21 protein-coding genes are annotated in these 19,373 nt (G+C 61.4%); 14 read left to right on the top strand and 7 right to left on the bottom strand.

Features of this window, described 5'->3' with window-relative positions; genetic code table 11:
- Window positions 1-5 precede the first annotated feature (5 nt).
- Complete coding sequence (locus tag V6607_RS03565; protein ID WP_008430786.1) at window positions 6-1,355, bottom strand: aspartate aminotransferase family protein; 1,350 nt, start codon at window positions 1,353-1,355, stop codon at window positions 6-8.
- Between the two features lie 125 nt (window positions 1,356-1,480).
- Here V6607_RS03565 and V6607_RS03560 point away from each other — a divergent pair, with 125 nt between their 5' ends.
- The 4 genes from V6607_RS03560 to V6607_RS03545 all read left to right on the top strand — a co-directional run bounded on the left by V6607_RS03560 (window position 1,481) and on the right by V6607_RS03545 (window position 5,223).
- Complete coding sequence (locus V6607_RS03560) at window positions 1,481-2,401, top strand: LysR family transcriptional regulator (protein ID WP_087693467.1); 921 nt, start codon at window positions 1,481-1,483, stop codon at window positions 2,399-2,401.
- A gap of 86 nt (window positions 2,402-2,487) precedes the next feature.
- The gene (locus V6607_RS03555) at window positions 2,488-3,882 is read left to right on the top strand and encodes a nucleobase:cation symporter-2 family protein (protein WP_134325677.1); all 1,395 of its coding nucleotides are present in this window, start codon (window positions 2,488-2,490) and stop codon (window positions 3,880-3,882) included.
- 87 nt (window positions 3,883-3,969) lie between these two features.
- Window positions 3,970-4,629, top strand: coding sequence for a TetR/AcrR family transcriptional regulator (locus V6607_RS03550; RefSeq protein ID WP_003211175.1), 660 nt, complete (start codon window positions 3,970-3,972; stop codon window positions 4,627-4,629).
- A gap of 12 nt (window positions 4,630-4,641) precedes the next feature.
- Window positions 4,642-5,223 carry a YigZ family protein gene (locus V6607_RS03545; protein ID WP_102368022.1) on the top strand — a complete coding sequence of 194 codons (582 nt, stop codon included), beginning with the start codon at window positions 4,642-4,644 and terminating at the stop codon, window positions 5,221-5,223.
- Between the two features lie 302 nt (window positions 5,224-5,525).
- On the opposite strand, the gene V6607_RS03540 is transcribed toward V6607_RS03545, so the two are convergent.
- Entirely contained in the window at window positions 5,526-5,918 is a 393-nt protein-coding gene (locus V6607_RS03540; protein ID WP_102605233.1) for a hypothetical protein, read from the bottom strand.
- Between the two features lie 83 nt (window positions 5,919-6,001).
- On the opposite strand from V6607_RS03540, the gene V6607_RS03535 reads away from it, so the two are divergent.
- The 3 genes from V6607_RS03535 to V6607_RS03525 all read left to right on the top strand — a co-directional run bounded on the left by V6607_RS03535 (window position 6,002) and on the right by V6607_RS03525 (window position 8,569).
- Window positions 6,002-6,352 (top strand): MerR family transcriptional regulator, encoded by a 351-nt coding sequence (locus V6607_RS03535; RefSeq protein ID WP_102368021.1) that lies wholly within the window; start codon window positions 6,002-6,004, stop codon window positions 6,350-6,352.
- A 26-nt stretch (window positions 6,353-6,378) separates the two neighbouring features.
- Complete coding sequence (locus V6607_RS03530; RefSeq protein WP_003211169.1) at window positions 6,379-7,065, top strand: SDR family oxidoreductase; 687 nt, start codon at window positions 6,379-6,381, stop codon at window positions 7,063-7,065.
- Between the two features lie 145 nt (window positions 7,066-7,210).
- Window positions 7,211-8,569, top strand: coding sequence for an 8-oxoguanine deaminase (locus tag V6607_RS03525; RefSeq protein ID WP_134325676.1), 1,359 nt, complete (start codon window positions 7,211-7,213; stop codon window positions 8,567-8,569).
- Between the two features lie 155 nt (window positions 8,570-8,724).
- Here V6607_RS03525 and V6607_RS03520 read toward each other — a convergent pair whose 3' ends face one another.
- On the bottom strand, window positions 8,725-9,813 hold the full coding sequence (locus tag V6607_RS03520) for a calcium:proton antiporter (protein WP_003211166.1): 1,089 nt from the start codon (window positions 9,811-9,813) through the stop codon (window positions 8,725-8,727).
- A gap of 194 nt (window positions 9,814-10,007) precedes the next feature.
- Between V6607_RS03520 and V6607_RS03515 the strand changes: the two genes are divergently transcribed.
- Window positions 10,008-10,961 carry an adenosine deaminase gene (locus tag V6607_RS03515; protein WP_008430770.1) on the top strand — a complete coding sequence of 318 codons (954 nt, stop codon included), beginning with the start codon at window positions 10,008-10,010 and terminating at the stop codon, window positions 10,959-10,961.
- Here V6607_RS03515 and V6607_RS03510 read toward each other — a convergent pair.
- Window positions 10,958-11,650 (bottom strand): helix-turn-helix transcriptional regulator, encoded by a 693-nt coding sequence (locus tag V6607_RS03510; protein WP_134325675.1) that lies wholly within the window; start codon window positions 11,648-11,650, stop codon window positions 10,958-10,960. The two genes, V6607_RS03515 and V6607_RS03510, sit on opposite strands and share 4 nt — an antisense overlap.
- Before the next feature lie 138 nt (window positions 11,651-11,788).
- Entirely contained in the window at window positions 11,789-12,718 is a 930-nt protein-coding gene (locus V6607_RS03505; protein WP_087693475.1) for a LysR family transcriptional regulator, read from the bottom strand.
- 117 nt (window positions 12,719-12,835) lie between these two features.
- Between V6607_RS03505 and V6607_RS03500 the strand changes: the two genes are divergently transcribed.
- The 3 genes from V6607_RS03500 (at window position 12,836) to V6607_RS03490 (ending at window position 14,496) form a co-directional block, all read left to right on the top strand.
- Window positions 12,836-13,129 carry a putative quinol monooxygenase gene (locus V6607_RS03500; protein ID WP_003211158.1) on the top strand — a complete coding sequence of 98 codons (294 nt, stop codon included), beginning with the start codon at window positions 12,836-12,838 and terminating at the stop codon, window positions 13,127-13,129.
- A gap of 28 nt (window positions 13,130-13,157) precedes the next feature.
- Window positions 13,158-14,171: a zinc-binding alcohol dehydrogenase family protein gene (locus V6607_RS03495; protein WP_003211156.1), complete on the top strand. Its 1,014-nt coding sequence runs from the start codon at window positions 13,158-13,160 to the stop codon at window positions 14,169-14,171.
- A 145-nt stretch (window positions 14,172-14,316) separates the two neighbouring features.
- Window positions 14,317-14,496: a hypothetical protein gene (locus V6607_RS03490; RefSeq protein ID WP_003211153.1), complete on the top strand. Its 180-nt coding sequence runs from the start codon at window positions 14,317-14,319 to the stop codon at window positions 14,494-14,496.
- Between the two features lie 6 nt (window positions 14,497-14,502).
- Here the strand turns inward: V6607_RS03490 and V6607_RS03485 are convergent, their stop codons facing one another.
- Together V6607_RS03485 and V6607_RS03480 are read right to left on the bottom strand one after the other, a co-directional pair.
- Window positions 14,503-15,696, bottom strand: a complete 1,194-nt coding sequence (locus V6607_RS03485; protein WP_003211152.1) for a multidrug effflux MFS transporter — start codon at window positions 15,694-15,696, stop codon at window positions 14,503-14,505.
- Window positions 15,697-15,783: 87 nt separating this feature from the next.
- Window positions 15,784-15,984 carry a cation transporter gene (locus V6607_RS03480; protein ID WP_003211150.1) on the bottom strand — a complete coding sequence of 67 codons (201 nt, stop codon included), beginning with the start codon at window positions 15,982-15,984 and terminating at the stop codon, window positions 15,784-15,786.
- Window positions 15,985-16,131: 147 nt separating this feature from the next.
- Here V6607_RS03480 and V6607_RS03475 point away from each other — a divergent pair, with 147 nt between their 5' ends.
- The 3 genes from V6607_RS03475 (at window position 16,132) to cueR (ending at window position 19,295) form a co-directional block, all read left to right on the top strand.
- Window positions 16,132-16,512: a hypothetical protein gene (locus V6607_RS03475; RefSeq protein ID WP_087693477.1), complete on the top strand. Its 381-nt coding sequence runs from the start codon at window positions 16,132-16,134 to the stop codon at window positions 16,510-16,512.
- Between the two features lie 183 nt (window positions 16,513-16,695).
- Window positions 16,696-18,897, top strand: coding sequence for a heavy metal translocating P-type ATPase (locus V6607_RS03470; RefSeq protein WP_102368020.1), 2,202 nt, complete (start codon window positions 16,696-16,698; stop codon window positions 18,895-18,897).
- Window positions 18,894-19,295: a Cu(I)-responsive transcriptional regulator gene (cueR, locus tag V6607_RS03465; RefSeq protein WP_008430758.1), complete on the top strand. Its 402-nt coding sequence runs from the start codon at window positions 18,894-18,896 to the stop codon at window positions 19,293-19,295. The genes V6607_RS03470 and cueR overlap by 4 nt, the downstream gene beginning before the upstream one ends.
- Window positions 19,296-19,373 lie beyond the last annotated feature (78 nt).

Genomic DNA, 19,373 nt, shown 5'->3' with positions numbered 1-19,373 from the left:
AGGAATCAGTCGATCTTGTTCAGCACTTCGCCGACCGCATCGAACAAGCGATCCAGGTCCTGCGGCTTGCTGTTGAAGGTTGGGCCGAACTGCAGGGTGTCGCCGCCAAAGCGCACGTAGAAGCCGGCTTTCCACAAGGCCATGCCCGCTTCGAACGGACGCACGATGGCATCACCATCACGCGGGGCAATCTGGATCGCACCGGCCAGACCATAGTTACGAATGTCGATCACGTTCTTGCTGCCCTTCAGGCCGTGCAGCGCATTCTCGAAATGCGGTGCGACTTCGGCCACGCTCTGCACCAGGTTTTCCTTCTGCAGCAGGTCGAGTGCCGCCAAGCCAGCCGCGCAGGCAACCGGGTGGGCCGAGTAGGTGTAGCCGTGCGGGAACTCCACCGCGTACTCAGGCGTCGCCTGATTCATGAACGTCTGATAAATCTCGGTGCTGGCAATCACCGCGCCCATCGGGATCGCGCCGTTGGTGACTTGCTTGGCAATGCACATCAGGTCCGGGGTCACGCCGAAGCTGTCAGCACCAAACATCGAACCGGTACGACCGAAGCCGGTGATCACTTCGTCGAACACCAACAGGATGTTGTGCTGATCGCAGATCTCACGCAGACGCTTCAGGTAACCCTGCGGCGGAACCAGCACGCCGGCAGAGCCCGCCATCGGTTCAACAAACACCGCAGCGATGTTCGACGCATCGTGCAACTCGATCAGCTTGAGCAGCTCGTCCGCCAAGGCAATCCCGCCCAGCTCCGGCATGCCACGGGAGAACGCATTGCTCGCCAGCAGGGTGTGAGGCAGATGGTCAACATCCATCAGCCCCTGACCAAAAATCTTACGGTTACCGTTCACGCCGCCCAGGCTGGTACCTGCGATGTTCACGCCGTGATAACCACGGGCACGGCCGATCATCTTGGTCTTGGTTGCCTGGCCTTTCAGGCGCCAGTACGCACGCACCATCTTCACCGCGGTATCGGCACACTCGGAGCCGGAGTCGGTGAAGAACACATGGTTCAGGTTGCCCGGGGTCAGGTCGGTAATCTTTTCTGCCAGCTGGAACGACAAAGGATGACCGTATTGGAAGCCCGGCGAGTAGTCCAACGTACCCAGTTGCTTGGAGACCGCTTCCTGGATTTCCTTGCGGGTGTGCCCGGCGCCGCAGGTCCACAGACCCGACAGCGAGTCATACACCTTGCGCCCCTTGTCATCGGTCAACCAGCTGCCTTCGGCCGCCACGATCAGGCGCGGGTCACGATGGAAGTTACGGTTGGCGGTGTACGGCATCCAGTGCGCGTCCAGCTTCAGTTGGCTGGCCAGGGTGGACGGAGCGTTTTCGGGCATGTTCATGAGCAAAACCTCGCAAGGCAAAAGGCAGCGTCGGGATTGAAAAGCGTTGTTGCAGCTAAATTGCCACGGGGATAAAGTCGGTGAAATCCAACTCTTCTAACCTTCAGTCAGGCCTTCACTAAACTATGAGCAGCCGTCGACCCGACCCACTGGCCCAAGTCAGCGACTTCGATATCCGCCTGTTGCGTATCTTTCGCAGCGTGGTGGAGTGCGGTGGCTTCTCGGCGGCGGAAACCGTTCTGGGGATTGGCCGCTCGGCCATCAGCCAGCAGATGAGCGATCTTGAACAGCGCCTTGGCCTGCGCCTGTGCCAACGCGGGCGGGCGGGGTTTTCCCTGACCGAGGAAGGACGCGAGGTTTACCAGTCGGCACTACAACTGCTCAGCGCCCTGGAAAGTTTTCGCACCGAGGTCAACGGCCTGCACCAACACTTGCGCGGCGAGCTGATCATCGGCCTGACCGACAACCTGGTCACCCTGCCCCACATGCGCATCACCCACGCCCTGGCACAGTTGAAGGAACGCGGCCCGGATGTACAGATCCAGATCCGCATGATCGCCCCCAATGAAGTCGAACAAGGGGTGCTCGACGGCCGCCTGCATGTCGGCGTAGTCCCCCAGGCCAGCGCCTTGTCGGGACTTGAATACCAGCCGCTGTACAGCGAACGCTCGCTGCTCTATTGCGCAGTGGGCCACCCGCTGTTTTACGCCGACGACAAGCAACTGGACGACGACCGCGTCAACAGCCAGGACGCCATCGCCCCAACCTTCCGCCTGCCCGCGGATATCCAGGCGCACTACCAGGCACTCAATTGCACCGCCAGCGCCTCGGACCGCGAAGGCATGGCCTTCCTGATCCTGACCGGCCGCTACATCGGCTACCTGCCCGACCACTACGCCAGCCTGTGGGTACAACAAGGCCGACTGCGCGCGCTGAAACCGGCTACACGTTTTTACGATTTGAGCCTCGCTTCGGTCACGCGCAAGGGCCGTCGCCCTCATTTGGTGCTGGAAAGCTTCCTCGAAAGCCTGGCCGCAACGCGCTAACACGGGCCTTACAGAAAAACCTGAGCAACTGGACAGCTTTTTGCAAGACAAGGGGATCTCGAACCGTCAGCCATGAGTTCCCCGCCATGCCGCCAGAATCCAACACCTCCAGCGACCTGATCTACGGCCTCAACGATAGGCCCAAACCTTTGCCTGCATTGCTTGCCGCGTTGCAGCATGTGTTGGCTGCCTTCGTCGGCATCATCACCCCGCCGCTGATCATCGGCTCTACCCTGGGCCTGACCGCCCACCTGCCCTACCTGATCAGCATGGCATTGATGGTTTCCGGTGTGGGCACCTTCATCCAGGCGCGCAGGCCGTTTGGCATTGGCGCCGGGATGATCTGCCTGCAGGGCACCAGCTTCGCGTTTCTCGGCGCCGTATTGTCGGCCGGGTTTCTGGTCAAGCAACGCGGCGGCAGCCCGGAAGACATCCTGGCGATGATTTTCGGTATCTGCTTCTTTGGCGCCGCAGTGCAGGTCGTGTTGAGCCGTTTCATCGGTCAGCTCAAAAGGGTAATCACGCCGCTGGTGACCGGCATCGTCATCACACTGATCGGCATCAGCCTGATCAAGGTCGGCATCACTGACCTTGGAGGCGGCTTCAATGCCCCGGACTTCGGCGCGCCAACCAACCTGGCACTCGGCCTGTTCGTGGTACTGACCATCATCCTGCTGAACCGCTCGAACACGCCATGGGTACGGCTCTCCGCCATCATCATCGGCCTCGCACTGGGCAGCCTCGCCGCCTGGTTCAGCGGCAAGTTGGTGCCCCAAGCCTTGCCTGATTTGCCATTGATCAGCCTGCCTACACCGTTCCACTTCGGTTTCAACTTCGATTGGAGCGCTTTCCTGCCGGTAGCACTGATTTATCTGATCAGCACCATCGAAACCGTCGGCGACCTCACTGCCAATTGCATGATCGCCCGCCAGCCCATCAGCGGCCCTTCCTATATAAGCCGACTCAAGGGTGGCGTACTGGGAGATGGCATCAGTTGCATGATCGCAGCCACCTTCAGTGCCTTTCCCAACACCACATTCGCCCAGAACAACGGCGTGATCCAGCTGACCGGCGTGGCCAGCCGTTACGTCGGCTTGTACATCGGCGCGGTACTGTTTTGCCTCGGGCTGTTTCCGTTGATTGGTGCGGTGCTGCAGCAAATCCCCAAGCCGGTGCTGGGCGGCGCAACCCTGGTGATGTTCGGCAGCGTAGCGGCGGCCGGCGTGCGCATTCTCGCCCAGGCCCCGCTGGATCGGCGCAGCATGCTGATCATCGCCACCTCGTTCGGCGTCGGCCTGGGGATCGCGGCGCAACCGAACCTGCTGCACCTGATGCCAACCCTGGTGCAGAACCTGTTCGACTCGGCCATCACCAGCGGCGGCCTGACCGCCATCGTATTGTGCCTGCTGCTACCTGAAGCCAAGGCTCCCGTGGATGCCGCAAACCGGACCCTGGAAAGCGACACTCTGGAGCCGCTTTAAGGGTTTTATCGTATCGGGACTTGTCTGGGGCTTGAGGGTGGGTTATCTGTGCACACGTCGCCTTCATCGATCTGCACGGAAACCTCCATGAGCCTCGAAGTTCCTGCCCACAGCAACCACGCCGGAAAACCTGCAAGCCGCATTCGCCAAAAGAACGAACAAGCGATTTTGCAGGCCGCCGAAGACGAGTTCGCCCGTCATGGCTACAAAGGCACCAGCATGAACACCATCGCGGCGAGTGCCGGGTTGCCGAAAGCCAACTTGCACTACTACTTCACCAACAAGCTGGGCCTGTACATCGCGGTGCTCAGCAACATCCTCGAATTGTGGGACAGCACCTTCAACACCCTGACCGCCGAGGATGACCCGGCGGCCGCCCTGACCCGCTATATCCGCACCAAGATGGAATTCTCCCGGCGCCAGCCACAAGCCTCGCGGATCTTCGCGATGGAGATCATCAGCGGCGGTGAGTGCCTGACCGAATATTTCAGCCAGGACTACCGCGCCTGGTTCAGCGGCCGTGCGGCGGTATTCCAGGCCTGGATCGACGCCGGCAAGATGGACCCTATCGACCCGGTGCACCTGATCTTCCTGCTGTGGGGCAGCACCCAGCATTACGCCGACTTTGCCACCCAGATCTGCCGCGTGACCGGGCGCACCAAGCTGACCAAGCAGGACATGGAAGACGCCGGCACCAACCTTATCCACATCATTCTCAAAGGCTGTGGCATCAAGCCGGCCCTCTAAACGAAGTTACCCATGCCTTTCACGCTTACCGGCCTTTGCGAGTTTCGCGAAGAAATTCGCAAAAGCCGCTTCATTACCCTCGCCGCCCCGATCAGCAGCCCCCAGGACGCCCAGGCCTTCATCGACCAGCACAGCGACCTGAACGCCACGCACAACTGCTGGGCCTGGAAACTCGGCGATCAATACCGCAGCAACGACGACGGCGAACCCGGCGGCACGGCCGGGCGCCCGATCCTGGCCGCGATCGAAGCGCAGGATTGCGACCAGGTCGTGGTGCTGGTGATCCGCTGGTACGGCGGCATCCAACTGGGCACCGGCGGCCTGGCCCGCGCCTATGGCGGCGGCGCGAACAAATGCCTGCAAGCCGCCGAACGCGTCGAGCTGATCAAACGGGTGCCGCTGAGCTGCTCCTGTGGTTTTGCCGAGCTGCAGTTGGTGAAGCTGCGAGTGGCCGAACTGGGTGGGCTGGTGATGGAAGAAACCTTCACCGCCAATGGCGTCGACCTGCAGCTGGCCCTCGGCGAGGCACATATCGACACCCTGCAAGCGCAGCTCGCCGACCTGAGTCGCGGGCGCATTCTGCTGGAGCGCTGAAACTGCCCACATCTACTGTGCACCTGCCTGTGGATAACCTGAGCACACTCGCCTGTAACCCTTCTGTCACAAGGGTTTCAGGCGGTTGTACAGTTTTTGTTCAAGGCACTGCACGAAAGTATTAATCCAGCTCAAAAACAGTCAGTTAGGCGGGTTATGTCCTTTAGAACAAAGGGCCACAGCGCTTATATCCACCGGTCACGCTTGCGCACAATTACTGTGGAGCAACCTGTGGATAACCCGTGCAAGAGTCACCCCGCAGCAGAGCCTGCAACGTTCCGGCACAACTGAGCATTTTTTAATCAACTTGTTACTCGGCGCACCGGTATCAACTGAGCCACCGCCCACAGCACTTCAAACACCACGACAATCACCAATACAGTACTGGCACCATGGGCCAGCGCGTAGATCTGCCAGGTGGCAAACAGCACTCGGCCGGCGGCGTCGTAGCGGCCAAAGATCGCTTGTGGGTCGCGGATTCGCAGCACCGACCACACGCAGACAATCGAGCCCATCAGGTTCGCCATCAACATATGCACAGGCGCGAACGGCGGCAGCTCGCCGGGCAGGTTCAACGCCACCAGGGCGTTATGCAGCAGGACAAACGTCCAGGGTGTGACCAGTGCGGCGGTGACGATCAGGTCGTACCAACCGCTGGCCCGAACCAGTCGACGGTATTGGTGTGCAGTCCACATAGCCGTAAGCTCCTTAAATTCAAGAAGCCAGCAGGCTAAAGCCTGGAGTAAGCTCCAAGGTCAAGCCCCCTTGAGCCCTCTACATGCGTATCGGCGAATTAGCCCAGGCCAGCCAGGTCAGTCGCGACACCCTGCGTTTCTACGAGCAACGCGGGCTGATTGCCGCGCAACGCAGTGCCAACGGTTACCGTGACTACCCCGCCGACATGGTGCAACTGGTGCTGTACATCAAGACCGCCCAGCGCCTGGGCTTCAGCCTGGGTGAAATCGGCAACAGCGTCGGCGCATTATGGCAAGCTCCAGACCCCGACAGCGCCGTGACCCAGCTCCTGCAAGACAAGCTCCACCTGATCGAAACCCGCATCGCCGAACTCGACCAACTGCGCCAGGAGTTGCAGCAAAGGCTCGGCCAGCGTTGTCCACTGAACCCGTGAACCTCCACCGTCAAAGGAAGCCATTCATGTCCACTTCAAAAACCGCACTGATTATCGGCGCCTCCCGGGGCCTGGGCCTTGGCCTGGCCAAGCAACTGCTGGCGGACGGCTGGGAGGTGACCGCCACCGTGCGCGACCCGCAAAAGGCCGATGCCTTGAAGGCCTTGGGCGAGGTGCAAATCGAAAAGCTCGACATGGATGACCAGCAGGCGGTAATCGCCCTCAGCCAGCGCCTCAAGGAAAAAACCTTCGACCTGCTGTTCGTCAACGCAGGTGTCAAAGGCCCGGCCAACCAGGAACCGGGCCACGCCACCCTGGCTGAAGTCGGCCAACTGTTTTTCACCAACGCCGTGGCGCCGATCAACCTGGCCCAGCGTTTTGTCGGGCAGATCCGCCCAGGCACCGGCGTGCTGGCCTTCATGAGTTCGATCCTGGGCAGTGTCACCATTCCCGACGGCTCGGACCTGGCGCTGTACAAGGCCAGCAAGGCCGCCCTCAACTCCATGACCAACAGCTTCGTCACCCAATTGGGCGATCAGAAACTGACCGTGCTGTCGTTGCACCCGGGCTGGGTGAAGACCGACATGGGTGGCGAAAACGCCCACATCGACGTGCCCACCAGCGTGCGCGGCCTGGTTGACCAGGTGAATGCCTACACCGGCAAGGGCGGCCATCACTTTGTGGACTACAAGGGCGACACCATCGCCTGGTAAAAAACCGGGATCGTTATCGGCCGATTGCCGTCGATAACGATCCACACGTAAACTGCGCACCTCGCCCTCCCCGGCGACCCTGGATCAGCAGACAGGGCAACACTGAGCTGGCAAACCTGAACCCATCATTCAGAGGAGCCGGCCAATGCCTGCGACCCGTATCTGGTTAAAAAACCCCCTCGCGATTTTCACTGCCAATGGCCTCGACGCCCGTGGCGGCCTGGTGCTGCAAGACGGTGTGATCACCGAAGTGCTGGGCTGGGGCCGAGAACCCTCAATACCCTGTGGGCAAGTCTTTGATGCCCGCGAGCATGTGGTGCTTCCGGGGCTGATCAACACCCACCATCACTTCTATCAAACCCTGACCCGCGCCTGGGCGCCGGTGGTCAACCAGCCGCTGTTTCCCTGGCTGAAAACCCTGTATCCGGTCTGGGCCCGACTCACCCCGGAAAAACTCGCCCTGGCGAGCAAAGTGGCCCTGGCCGAACTGCTGCTCTCGGGCTGCACCACGGCGGCAGACCACCACTACCTGTTCCCGGACGGCCTGGAACAGGCGATCGACGTGCAAGTCGACAGCGTGCGCGATCTGGGCATGCGCGCCATGCTCACCCGCGGCTCCATGAGCCTGGGCGAGGCCGACGGAGGGCTGCCACCGCAACAAACCGTGCAGCAAGGCGAAGTGATTCTGGAAGACAGCCGCCGCCTGATCCGCCAGTACCACGAGCGCGGTGACGGCGCACAAATCCAGATCGCCCTGGCGCCCTGCTCGCCGTTTTCCGTCACCCCGGAAATCATGGAAGCCAGCGCCGAGCTGGCCAACAACCTCGACGTGCGCCTGCATACCCACCTGGCGGAAACCCTCGACGAAGAAGACTTCTGCCTGCAGCGTTTCGGCCTGCGCACCGTGGATTACCTCGACAGCGTCGGCTGGCTAGGCCCGCGCACGTGGCTGGCCCACGGGATTCACTTCAACCCTGAAGAAATCGCACGCCTCGGAGCTGCCGGTACCGGTATCTGCCATTGCCCGAGCTCGAACATGCGCCTGGCTTCCGGGATATGCCCAACGCTGGACCTGCTGGCCGCCGGTGCACCGATTGGCCTGGGGGTGGACGGTTCGGCGTCCAATGATGCGTCGAACATGATCCTCGAAACGCGCCAGGCCCTGTACATCCAGCGCCTGCGTTACGGGGCAGAGAAGATCACCCCGGAACGGGTGTTGGGTTGGGCGACAAAAGGTTCGGCGCAGTTACTCGGTCGCAGCGACATCGGCGAACTGGCCGTAGGCAAACAGGCCGACCTGGCGTTGTTCAAGCTCGATGAACTGCGCTTCTCCGGCAGCCATGACCCGATCTCGGCGCTGCTGCTGTGTGGCGCCGACCGAGCGGACCGGGTGATGGTCGGCGGCAAATGGCGGGTGATCGACGGGCAGGTCGAAGGATTGGACCTGAAAGGCTTGATTGCCGATCACAGCCAGGCGGCGCGGGAACTGATCAACCGGACTTAACTGAAGAAACACTTTTCAAATGTGGGAGCGGGCTTGCTCGCGAATGCGTTGGGTCAGTCAACATATCTGGCGACTGACACTCCGTATTCGCGAGCAAGCCCGCTCCCACACAAGCCCGGTTTCCACAATTATTTCTGCGGTGTTTTCAGGATTGGTTACAGTCCAAGCAGCGACAGCATGATAAACGTCGCAAACAACACAAAATGGGTCATCCCTTCGATGGCGTTGGTTTCGCCATCGTTGAGGTTGATCGCACTGACAATCAGCGTGATAAACACCATCACGGTCTGCACCGGCGTCATCGCCATCTGAAACGGCTGGCCGGTGTACAAGGCCATGGCTTCCATCACCGGTACGGTCAAAATCACCGTCGACAGAGAAGCCCCCAGCGCGATGTTCACCACCGACTGCATGCGGTTGGCCAGCGCTGCGCGCAACGCGGTCAAAATCTCCGGGGCGGCGGAAATCGCGGCCACGATGATCGCCGTGATCACAGGTGGGGCACCCGTTCCTTCCAGGCCCAGGTCGAGGGTCTTGGACATCACCTCGGCCAACGCGCCAATCACGATCACGCCAAACACCAACGTCCCGATGGAAAACGCCAGGTTGATCGGCGGCGACTCTTCTTCCGGCTGTTTCTTGCGGCGTTTTTCCGGGTAGCTGTAGCTGAAGAAATAACTGTGGGGCCCCACCTGCATCCGCAGGAACAACGTGTAGAGCACTACCATCGCGCCGATGGTGAAGGCCGAGTAAATTTTCCAGTCGGCCTCGGGGATAAATTCCGGCACCACCATCGACACACCCATGGCGGTAAGGATCATCACGCTGTAGGTGCGCGCCGAATCGTCGTTGTAGGACTGTTCACCATGCTTGATGCCGCCCATCAGCGCGGCCAGGCCGAGGATGCCGTTGATGTCGAGCATCACCGCCGAATAAATGGTGTCGCGCACCAGGGTCGGCGAGGGCTCGTTGCTCATCATGATCGCCAGGATCACTACTTCCACCAGCACGGCGGCGAGGGTCAGGATCATGGTGCCGTAGGGGTCGCCGACCTTTTCCGCCAGTTGCTCGGCGTGATGGGCCACGCGCATCGAGGCCACGACGATAAAGCCGATCAGCGCTATGCCAGCCAACAGCGCCACCATCTGCCCGCTGTGCAGCATCCAGTGCTCCAGCGGGTAGGCAGCGATGGCGGCAATCAGCGCCAGCAGCATGAATTTTTCTTGCTTGATAGATGTGAGCATTGCAGGCCTTTTGAACGCGGCGAATCCGTCATTGATGGGGTACAGACTGCACCGCGCCGCTAACGTTTCGTTACACCTTAGTTCATGCACTGCTTGCACGGTGCCTGTGGATGCTCACCGCTTGGTCAGGTTTTGCCGATTATTTCGGCGTGCGCCTGTAGAATGCCGCCATTGCACCTGATGAGAACTTATAAATGTACGATTGGCTCAACGCCCTGCCCAAGGCTGAATTGCACCTGCACCTGGAAGGCTCGCTGGAGCCTGAGCTGCTGTTCGCCCTGGCCGAACGCAACAAGATCGCGCTGCCGTGGAACGACGTCGAAACCCTGCGCAAGGCCTACGCCTTCAACAACCTGCAAGAGTTTCTCGACCTCTACTACAAGGGCGCCGATGTACTGCGCACTTCCCAGGATTTCTACGACCTGACCTGGGCCTACCTGCTGCGCTGCAAGGCGCAGAACGTGATCCACACCGAACCGTTCTTCGACCCACAGACCCACACCGACCGTGGCGTACCGTTCGAAGTGGTGCTCAACGGCATTGCCGCCGCCTTGAAAGACGGCGAGCAACAACTGGGCATCACCAGCGGTTTGATCTTGAGCTTCCTGCGCCACTTGAGCGAAGAAGAGGCCGAAAAAACCCTCGACCAGGCACTGCCATTCCGTGATGCGTTTGTTGCCGTGGGCCTGGACAGCTCGGAAATGGGCCACCCACCGAGCAAGTTCCAGCGCGTGTTTGATCGTGCCCGTCACGAAGGTTTCCTGACCGTCGCCCACGCCGGTGAAGAAGGCCCGCCGGAGTACATCTGGGAAGCCATCGACCTGCTGAAGATCCAGCGTATCGACCATGGCGTACGCGCCATTGAAGACGAGCGCCTGATGCAGCGGATCATCGACGAACAGATCCCGCTGACGGTGTGCCCGTTGTCCAACACCAAGCTCTGCGTGTTCGACGACATGTCCCAGCACAACATCCTCGACATGCTTGAGCGTGGGGTGAAAGTGACGGTGAACTCGGACGATCCGGCGTACTTCGGCGGTTATGTCACCGAGAACTTCCATGCGCTGTACACCTCGCTGGGCATGACCCAGGACCAGGCCAAACGCCTGGCGCAAAACAGCCTGGATGCACGGTTGGTCAAGCCTTAATCAGCGACCGGTCTGGCGAGCCGGGCAATTTCCAGTTGCCCGGCTTCACTGACCTGCAACGCCTGGGACTCATTGATCACGCTGACCCAGTTCGACTGCAGGCACAACTGCAACAACGCGGCCCCCAACGCACCGCCCAGGTGTGGCTGCTGTTCGCTCCAATCAAAACAATCGCACACGATCGGCTGAGCCAGTGCCTGGGTAAAAATCCCCAGCGCTGCGAGTTTGCGCGCACCTGACGGCGTCACGTCCGTACGCTGTTCCGCGCGCTCGATCCACCCGGCCGCCATCATCCGTTGATACAAACCCGCTGCCAGCTCGCCCCCCAGGTGACCATGGCACAGCCGCGCTCGCCGTAAAGCCGCAGGCGCAGTCAATGACCGCGAATGAATGGGCGTGCTGCGGGCGACGCTGGCCATCGTGGTGCAGGCCAATGCATCCACGGCGGCCGCCACATCGGCGGCCGCCACCCGGAAAAAGCGTTTGCCGCTGCGGGCTTCGACACGCAGCAGGCCACCGGCCGTCAATCGCGTCAGATGCGCATTCGCCGAGGCCGATGACAGCCCGGCAAGTGCCGCCAACTCATCGGAGGGTTTGGCCGAGCCGTCCATCAATGCCCACACCATCGCGGTGCGTTTCGGGTCGGCCAGCAAGGTGGCGATCTGACTGATGCAAGGTGCCTGTTCCATGTGCTCACTCACTCCCTGTTGAATCATTTGTCTGCTGCGTCTGGCGGAAAAGTATAAGCGTGAAAACGCCGGGTTCCGTGCCGTCTTACAGCGCAACCAAGGACAGAAGATGAAGGAAATTTCCCGATATCCCCGGGGTTATGGTGTAGAGGCTGATCGCTCCGGCAATTGCGCAGTCAATGTCGCACAACGGGCAACGAGCATTTCCCGCAGAAGATTGATCGGCTTGCTCAGTTGCGCGCGATGGGCACACAACAGATTGAGCGGCGTACGTTCGCCCCGCAGCTCCGGCAGGATCAGCCGCAGGCGCCCCGCCAGCACATCCGAGCTGACATCCAGCCAGGACTTGTAGGCGATACCCACCCCCGCCACCGCCCAGCGTCGCACCACATCGGCATCATCACTGAAGCGGTCGCCGGTCACCGTCAGGCCGACATCACGCTTGCCATCGTTAAACCCCCAATGGTCATGCACCCGGCTGCCGAGCATGTACAGCAGGCAATTGTGCTGGGTCAGTTGCTCCAGGTGGCGCGGCTCGCCGTGCCGCGCCAGATAGCTGGGAGCAGCGCAGAGCACGCGGCAGTTGTCCGGGGCGATGGGCAACGCGATCAGGCTGGAGTCTTCGGGTTCGCCGTAGCGCAGGGCGATATCCACCGGCTGGCGGAACAGGTCGGCAATCCGGTCGCCCAACAACAGGCGTACGCTCAGGTCGGGGTATTCGCGCTGGAACTCATCGAGCCAGGGCAACAACTGGTTACGGCCAAAGTCCGACGGCGCCGAGAGTTGCAGCACCCCGCTGACCTGATCCTGGCCGCTGGCCAACAACCGCCGGCCTTCATCCAGGCTGCTCAAGGCGGCCCGGGCGTACTCCAGGAAGCCTTCGCCCTCGGCCGTGAGGCGCAGGCTGCGGGTGGAACGCGCCAACAACCGTGCGCCCAACTGCTGCTCGATGCGCTTCAACGCCGCGCTGGCCACCGCCGCCGACATGTCCATCACCCGTGCTGCCGCCGAAAGGCTGCCCAGGTCTGCCGCACGCACAAACAACTGCAAGTCATCAAAACGCAGCACGCCGACCGCCCATTATCAAAAAAGCATTGAAAGAGACTGCTCTTTTAGCGGGTTTTATCTTCCAGAGAAATAGCCAATCATCTGTCCATCCCGTTCATCACGTGTCTGGAGTCGAATATGTCTGCTGCCTTTAACGTCATCGCCACGCTGATCGCCAAACCCGGCCAACAGGCCACCCTGGAAACCCTGCTGCGCGAGCTGCTGGAACCGACCCGCATCGAAGCCGGCTGCCAGCAGTACGACCTGCACCAGGACCTGCAACACCCCGAGACCTTCTACATGCTCGAACGCTGGAGTGACGACGCCGCGCTGGCCGACCACGACCAGAGCGCGCATATCCAGAATTTCCGCACCAAGGCTGCCGACGTGCTTGAGCATTTCGAACTCAAGCGCCTGAAGTTTATTGCCTGATCAACCGCCCCCTTTTTTGGAAACCATCATGAAAGCCATCGCCTACTACGCCGCACTGCCGATCAACGATCCAAAATCCCTGCAAGACATCGAACTGCCCGAACCGGTCGCCGGCCCCCGCGACCTGCTGGTGGAAGTCAAAGCCATCTCGGTGAACCCGGTGGACACCAAGGTGCGCCAGAACGTCGCCCCGGAAAACGGCGCGGCCAAAGTGCTGGGCTGGGACGTGGCCGGTGTGGTCAAGGCCGTGGGCAGCGAAGTCAGCCTGTTCAAGGTCGGCGACAAGGTGTTCTACGCCGGCTCCCTGGTACGCCCCGGCGGCAACAGCGAACTGCACACTGTCGATGAGCGCATCGTCGGCCATATGCCGAAAACCCTGGGTTTTGCCGACGCTGCTGCACTGCCGCTGACCGCCATCACCGCCTGGGAATTGCTCTTCGAACGCCTGCAAGTGCGTGAAGGCAAGGCCGATGAAGGCCAGAGCCTGCTGATTGTCGGTGCTTCGGGTGGTGTGGGATCGATCCTGACCCAACTGGCGAAACAGCTCACCGGCCTGAAAGTCATCGGCACCGCCTCCCGTCCTGAAACCCAGGCATGGGCCAAGGACCTGGGCGCCGACCTGGTGATCGACCACAGCAAACCGTTGAGCGAAGAGCTGAAAAACGCCGGCCATCCGCAGGTGAACTACGTCGCCAGCCTGACCCAGACCGACCAGCACCTGGACCAACTGGTGGAAGCGCTGATTCCCCAGGGCAAACTGGCGCTGATCGACGATCCCAAGGCATTGGACGTAAGCAAGCTCAAGCGCAAGAGCCTGTCGCTGCATTGGGAGTTCATGTACACCCGTTCGATGTTCGAGACCAGCGACATGATCGAGCAGCACAACCTGCTCAATCGCGTCGCCGAACTGATCGACGCCGGTACTCTGAAAACCACCGTGGGCGAGCACTTTGGCGTGATCAACGCGGCTAACCTGCGCCGCGCCCACGAACTGCTGGAAAGCGGCAAGGCCAAGGGCAAGATCGTGCTGGAAGGGTTCTAACGAAAGGTTCTGTCAGTGTCGTCTGTTATTCATGTGAGTAATGGACGACACCGCTAGTCAGAGACTTGATCCTTGTCATATTTGTGAGCGTATTCGGGTTTATATTGGCCGCCTTTGCCACGCAATTTACGTGAGGAAGTCAGCAATGAAGATCCTGATAAAAGCGCTAGCAAGATCCGAAGGCAACAAATGGCAGGTCCGTCTCGACCAGAACGCCTTTACCTTCCGCAGTGAGGCCGAGGCCCGCGCGTTTGCCGACACCCTGCAAACCCGTATCCAGGCGCCTCACCGATTCCCCGAAAGCCAGCAGCGTTCTGCTGGCTGATCCTGATCAGTCCGCCGCTTGCAGTGCCCGTTGGCGCTGCAGGCGCCGGGTCAGCATCGCGAACGTTACGGCCAATACGCCACACAAGCTGATGACCATTGCCATCGGCATCGCCGTGCCGTCGTGCAGCACGCCGACCAACGACGCTGCGCCTGCGGCCACACCAAACTGAATGCAGCCGAGCAACGCCGACGCGCTGCCCGCCCGAGCGCCCTGCCCGCTCATGGCGCAGGCCGAGGTATTGGGCAAAATGCAGCCCAGGCTGGCGATGCAGATAAACAGCGGTACCAGCAGTGGCCACAAGGCGTCCGTACGCAGCGCAGTAATTGCCAGCAACGACAGACCCGCCGCCAGGTAAACCCACACCGTGCGCGACAGCAAAAATGCCGGGCCACGCGACGCGAGCAAACGCGCATTGACCTGTGCCACCAGGATAAAGCCCGCGGCATTCGAGCCGAATACCCAGCCATAGTGTTCGGCGGGCACGCCATAGAGCTTGATAAAGACGAAGGGCGAGCCCGCGATGTAGGCAAACATACCGGCAATCGAGATGCCGCCGGTCAAGGCATAGCCCAGGTACACCCGGTCCGACAGCAACCGGCCGTACTGGCGCAATGCGCCTGACAGCGGCTGGCGCGGTTGATGGGCCGGGAAGCTTTCCGGCAGCCCGACTGCTACCGCAATGGCCGCCATCACACTGAACGCCGTCAGCGCCAAGAAGATCGACTGCCAGCCCCACACCCCAACCATCACCCCGCCCGCCAGCGGCGCGAGGATCGGCGCCAGCCCGGTGACCAGCATCAGTTGGGAAAACACCTTGGCCGAGCCCACCGCGTCGCATTTATCGCTGACCACCGCCCGCGAGATCACCATGCCCGCACAGCCGCCCAGGGCCTGGACGAAACGCGCGCCGATCAGCCATTCCAGGGACGGCGCGTACGCACAGGCGAAGGACGCCAGGGTAAACAGGGTGACGCCGCTGAGCAGCGGCCCGCGCCGGCCAAAACGGTCTGCCAGCGGTCCATAGATCAACTGGCCGATCGCCAGGCCCGTGAAGTACACGGCCAAGGTCAGCTGAATATGTTTTTCGTCGGTGCCGAATGCCACGGCCATGGCCGGGAACCCCGGCAGGTAGAAGTCGATGGCCAGCGGCGCGAACGCGCTCAAGGCCCCCAAGATCAGGATTATACGAAGGTTCATCAGGCACCCAGGTGAGTCGGCAGCCCAACAGTCTAGCCGGGCTCGGGTGCCTTGAACATTAAGTTAGCTCGCTAACTATTCAAAAAGTCAGGCGAGCTTGGCGCTGTAGCCTTCTTCACTGATCAGGTTGATCACCTCTGCCGGCGACAGCAGGCTGCTTTCCACGCCGACTTCCTTTGTCGCGAGGTCGACGCGCACGCTGGCCGCCGGGTCCTTATCCTGCACCGCCTGGGTTACCGAGCGGACACAGTGGCCGCAGGTCATTCCTTCAACGCTGAATACTTGCATGACATGACTCCTTTAATGAGGTTGCCCGCAGTGTTGACCTTGCCATGATGGCAAGGTCAAGTTCTGAAAACATCGGCCGGGCTGGCATTCATTCGCGCCCTCGGCCAAGCTGCACTTATCCACGATGTGAACCTCGGAGAATTCGCCATGCGCTGGTCATTTTTTGGCCTTGTCAGCCTGATGGGCTTTTTTGCTGCTGTGCCACCGGCCAGCGCAGATGAAGATTATGCGGTGCTGATCATTTCCCGGGAGCGCCTGGAAGTGCCGACCAACTGCGAGATTGGCTTGTACATCCAGGACCAGTTGGCCGGGCGGCTGTTCCAGGAACAGGCCACCTCCTTCAACTTGCCGGCCGGGAATGTGTCGTTGCGCCTGAAGTTGTTGCCGGGGCAATCCCAGGGTTGCTTGCCGGGCATGCTCGCGCCACCGGCGCAAAACATTACGTTGAAGGCGGGTGACGTGCGCAAGTTGCGTATCGCGCAAGGGCCGGACGGCATGTACCTGAAGCCGGCCGCACTGGAATACTAAGCCCCGAAAACCTGTAGGAGCGAGCTTGCTCGCGAAAAACGTTAACGATGACGCGTTCATCCTGGATAAACGCGGCGCCCTCAAGCTTTTCGCGAGCAAGCTCGCTCCTACAGTAAAAAGCGCCTTGACCTTCCCCACAGGTCAAGGTTGATCCTAGGGGCAATCTCTCCTGGAGTACTGCCCATGAACGGATCCACCACCTTCGACCTGCCGATCAGCGGCATGACCTGCGCCAGCTGCGCCGGGCGGGTTGAACGGGCACTGGGCAAAGTGCCCGGGGTGCAAAGTGTCAGCGTCAACCTGGCCAACGAACGCGCCCACATTGAAGTGCTCGGCCAGATGGACCCCGGCGTCCTGATCGCCGCCGTCGACAAGGCCGGCTACACCGCCACCCTGCCCCAAAGCGAAACCGCCACCCAGGCCAGCCAGGAACAACGCCTGAGCCATGAACGCTGGTCGCTGCTGCTGGCAATCCTGCTCGCCGCGCCGTTGGTGCTACCGATGCTGGTGCAACCGTTCGGGCTGCACTGGATGCTCCCGGCCTGGGTGCAATTTGCCCTGGCCACCCCGGTGCAATTCATCTTCGGTGCGCGCTTCTATATCGCGGCCTGGAAAGCCGTGCGCGCCGGAGCGGGCAATATGGACCTGCTGGTCGCCATCGGCACCAGCGCCGGTTACGGCCTGAGTATCTATGAATGGCTCACGGCGTCCGCCGGCACAATGCCCCACCTGTATTTCGAAGCCTCGGCGGTGGTGATCGCCCTGGTGCTGCTGGGCAAATATTTGGAAAGCCGCGCCAAGCGCCAGACCGCCAGTGCCATCCGCGCTCTGGAAGCCTTGCGTCCGGAACGGGCGATTCAGGTGATCGACGGCCGCGAGCAGGACGTCGCCATCACCGCCCTCAAGCTGAATGACCTGGTGCTGGTCAAACCCGGCGAACGCTTCCCGGTGGACGGCGAAGTGGTCGAAGGCCAAAGCCACGCCGACGAAGCCTTGATCAGCGGTGAAAGCCTGCCGGTGCCGAAGCAGCCTGGCGACGCAGTCACCGGCGGCGCCATCAATGGCGAAGGCCGGCTGCTGGTGCGTACCCTGGCCCTCGGCGCGGAAAGCGTGCTGGCGCGGATCATCCGCCTGGTGGAGGACGCCCAGGCCGCCAAGGCACCGATCCAGAAACTGGTGGATAAAGTCAGCCAGGTGTTCGTGCCGGTGGTGCTGGTGCTGGCCTTGGCCACGCTGGTCGGCTGGTGGCTGTATGGCGCACCGCTGGAGGTCGCGCTGATCAATGCGGTGACCGTATTGGTGATCGCCTGCCCTTGCGCCCTTGGCCTGGCCACACCTACCGCCATCATGGCCGGTACCGGCGTTGCCGCCCGCCACGGCATCCTGATCAAGGACGCCGAAGCCCTGGAGCGCGCCCATGAAGTCAGCGCCGTGGTGTTCGACAAGACCGGCACCCTGACCTCCGGCGCACCAAAAATTGCGCACCTGGCCGCCATTGACGGCAATCAAGGGGCGCTGCTGCAACAGGCCGGCGCGCTGCAGCGCGGCAGTGAACACCCATTGGCCAAGGCGGTGCTGGATGCCTGTGCCGAACAAGGTTTGAACGTCGCGGATGTCAGCGCCAGCCAGTCCCTTACCGGGCGTGGCATTGCAGGCACCCTAGATGGCCGGCAACTGGCGCTGGGCAACCGTCGCCTGCTGGAAGAAACCGGCTTGAGCACCGGTGATCTCGCCGACTCGGCCAGTGCGTGGGAGGCCGAAGGCCGCACCTTGTCCTGGCTGATCGAGCAAGGCCCGCAGCCCCGCGTGCTGGGTTTGTTTGCCTTCGGTGACACGCTTAAACCGGGCGCCCTGCAGGCGATACAGGCACTCAAGGCTCGGCATATCAGCAGCCACCTGCTGACCGGCGATAACCGTGGCAGCGCCCGCGTGGTCGCCGAAGCCCTGGGCATCGATGACGTGCACGCCGAGGTGTTGCCTGCGGACAAGGCGGCTACCGTCGCCGAGCTGAAAAAGACCGGCGTGGTGGCAATGGTCGGCGACGGCATCAACGACGCACCGGCCCTGGCCGCGGCCGACATCGGCATCGCCATGGGCGGCGGTACCGACGTGGCGATGCACGCGGCAGGTATTACCCTGATGCGCGGCGATCCACGGCTGGTGCCGGCAGCCCTGGAAATAAGCCGCAAGACCTATGCGAAAATTCGACAGAATCTGTTCTGGGCCTTTGTGTATAACTTGATCGGCATTCCGCTGGCCGCGTTCGGCCTGCTCAACCCGGTGATGGCTGGCGCGGCCATGGCCCTGTCCAGTGTCAGCGTGGTAAGCAACGCACTGCTGTTGAAAACCTGGAAACCCAAGGACCTGGAGGACGAGCGTCCATGAACATCGGCCAAGCAGCACGCCAAAGCGGCCTGAGCGCGAAGATGATTCGTTACTACGAGTCCATCGGCTTGTTGAAAGCCGCCCATCGCACCGACAGCGGCTACCGCATTTATGGCGCCGATGACTTGCACACCCTGGCGTTTATCAAGCGCTCGCGGGACCTGGGGTTTTCCCTGGAAGAGGTCGGCAAGTTGCTGACGCTGTGGCAGGACCGGGGACGCGCGAGTGCCGACGTCAAGGCGCTGGCCCGCCAGCATATCGATGAGCTGAACCAGAAGATCCTCGAGTTGGGGCAGTTGCGCGACACGTTGCAGGACCTGGTGGAACACTGCCAGGGCGATCATCGGCCGGATTGCCCGATTCTCAAGGAGTTGGCGTCGGGCAGTTGTTGCACCTGAGCAAGTTTAACCAGGCATGCACGGAACCTAATGTGGGAGCGGGCTTGCTCGCGAATGCGGAGTGTCAGTCAATACATC

The organism is Pseudomonas sp. KK18, assembly GCF_037094675.1.
In the GTDB taxonomy this organism is placed as follows: Bacteria; Pseudomonadota; Gammaproteobacteria; order Pseudomonadales; family Pseudomonadaceae; genus Aquipseudomonas.
The sequence above is the reverse complement of the archived record's forward strand: the minus strand, read 5'-3'. Positions and strand labels throughout refer to the sequence as shown.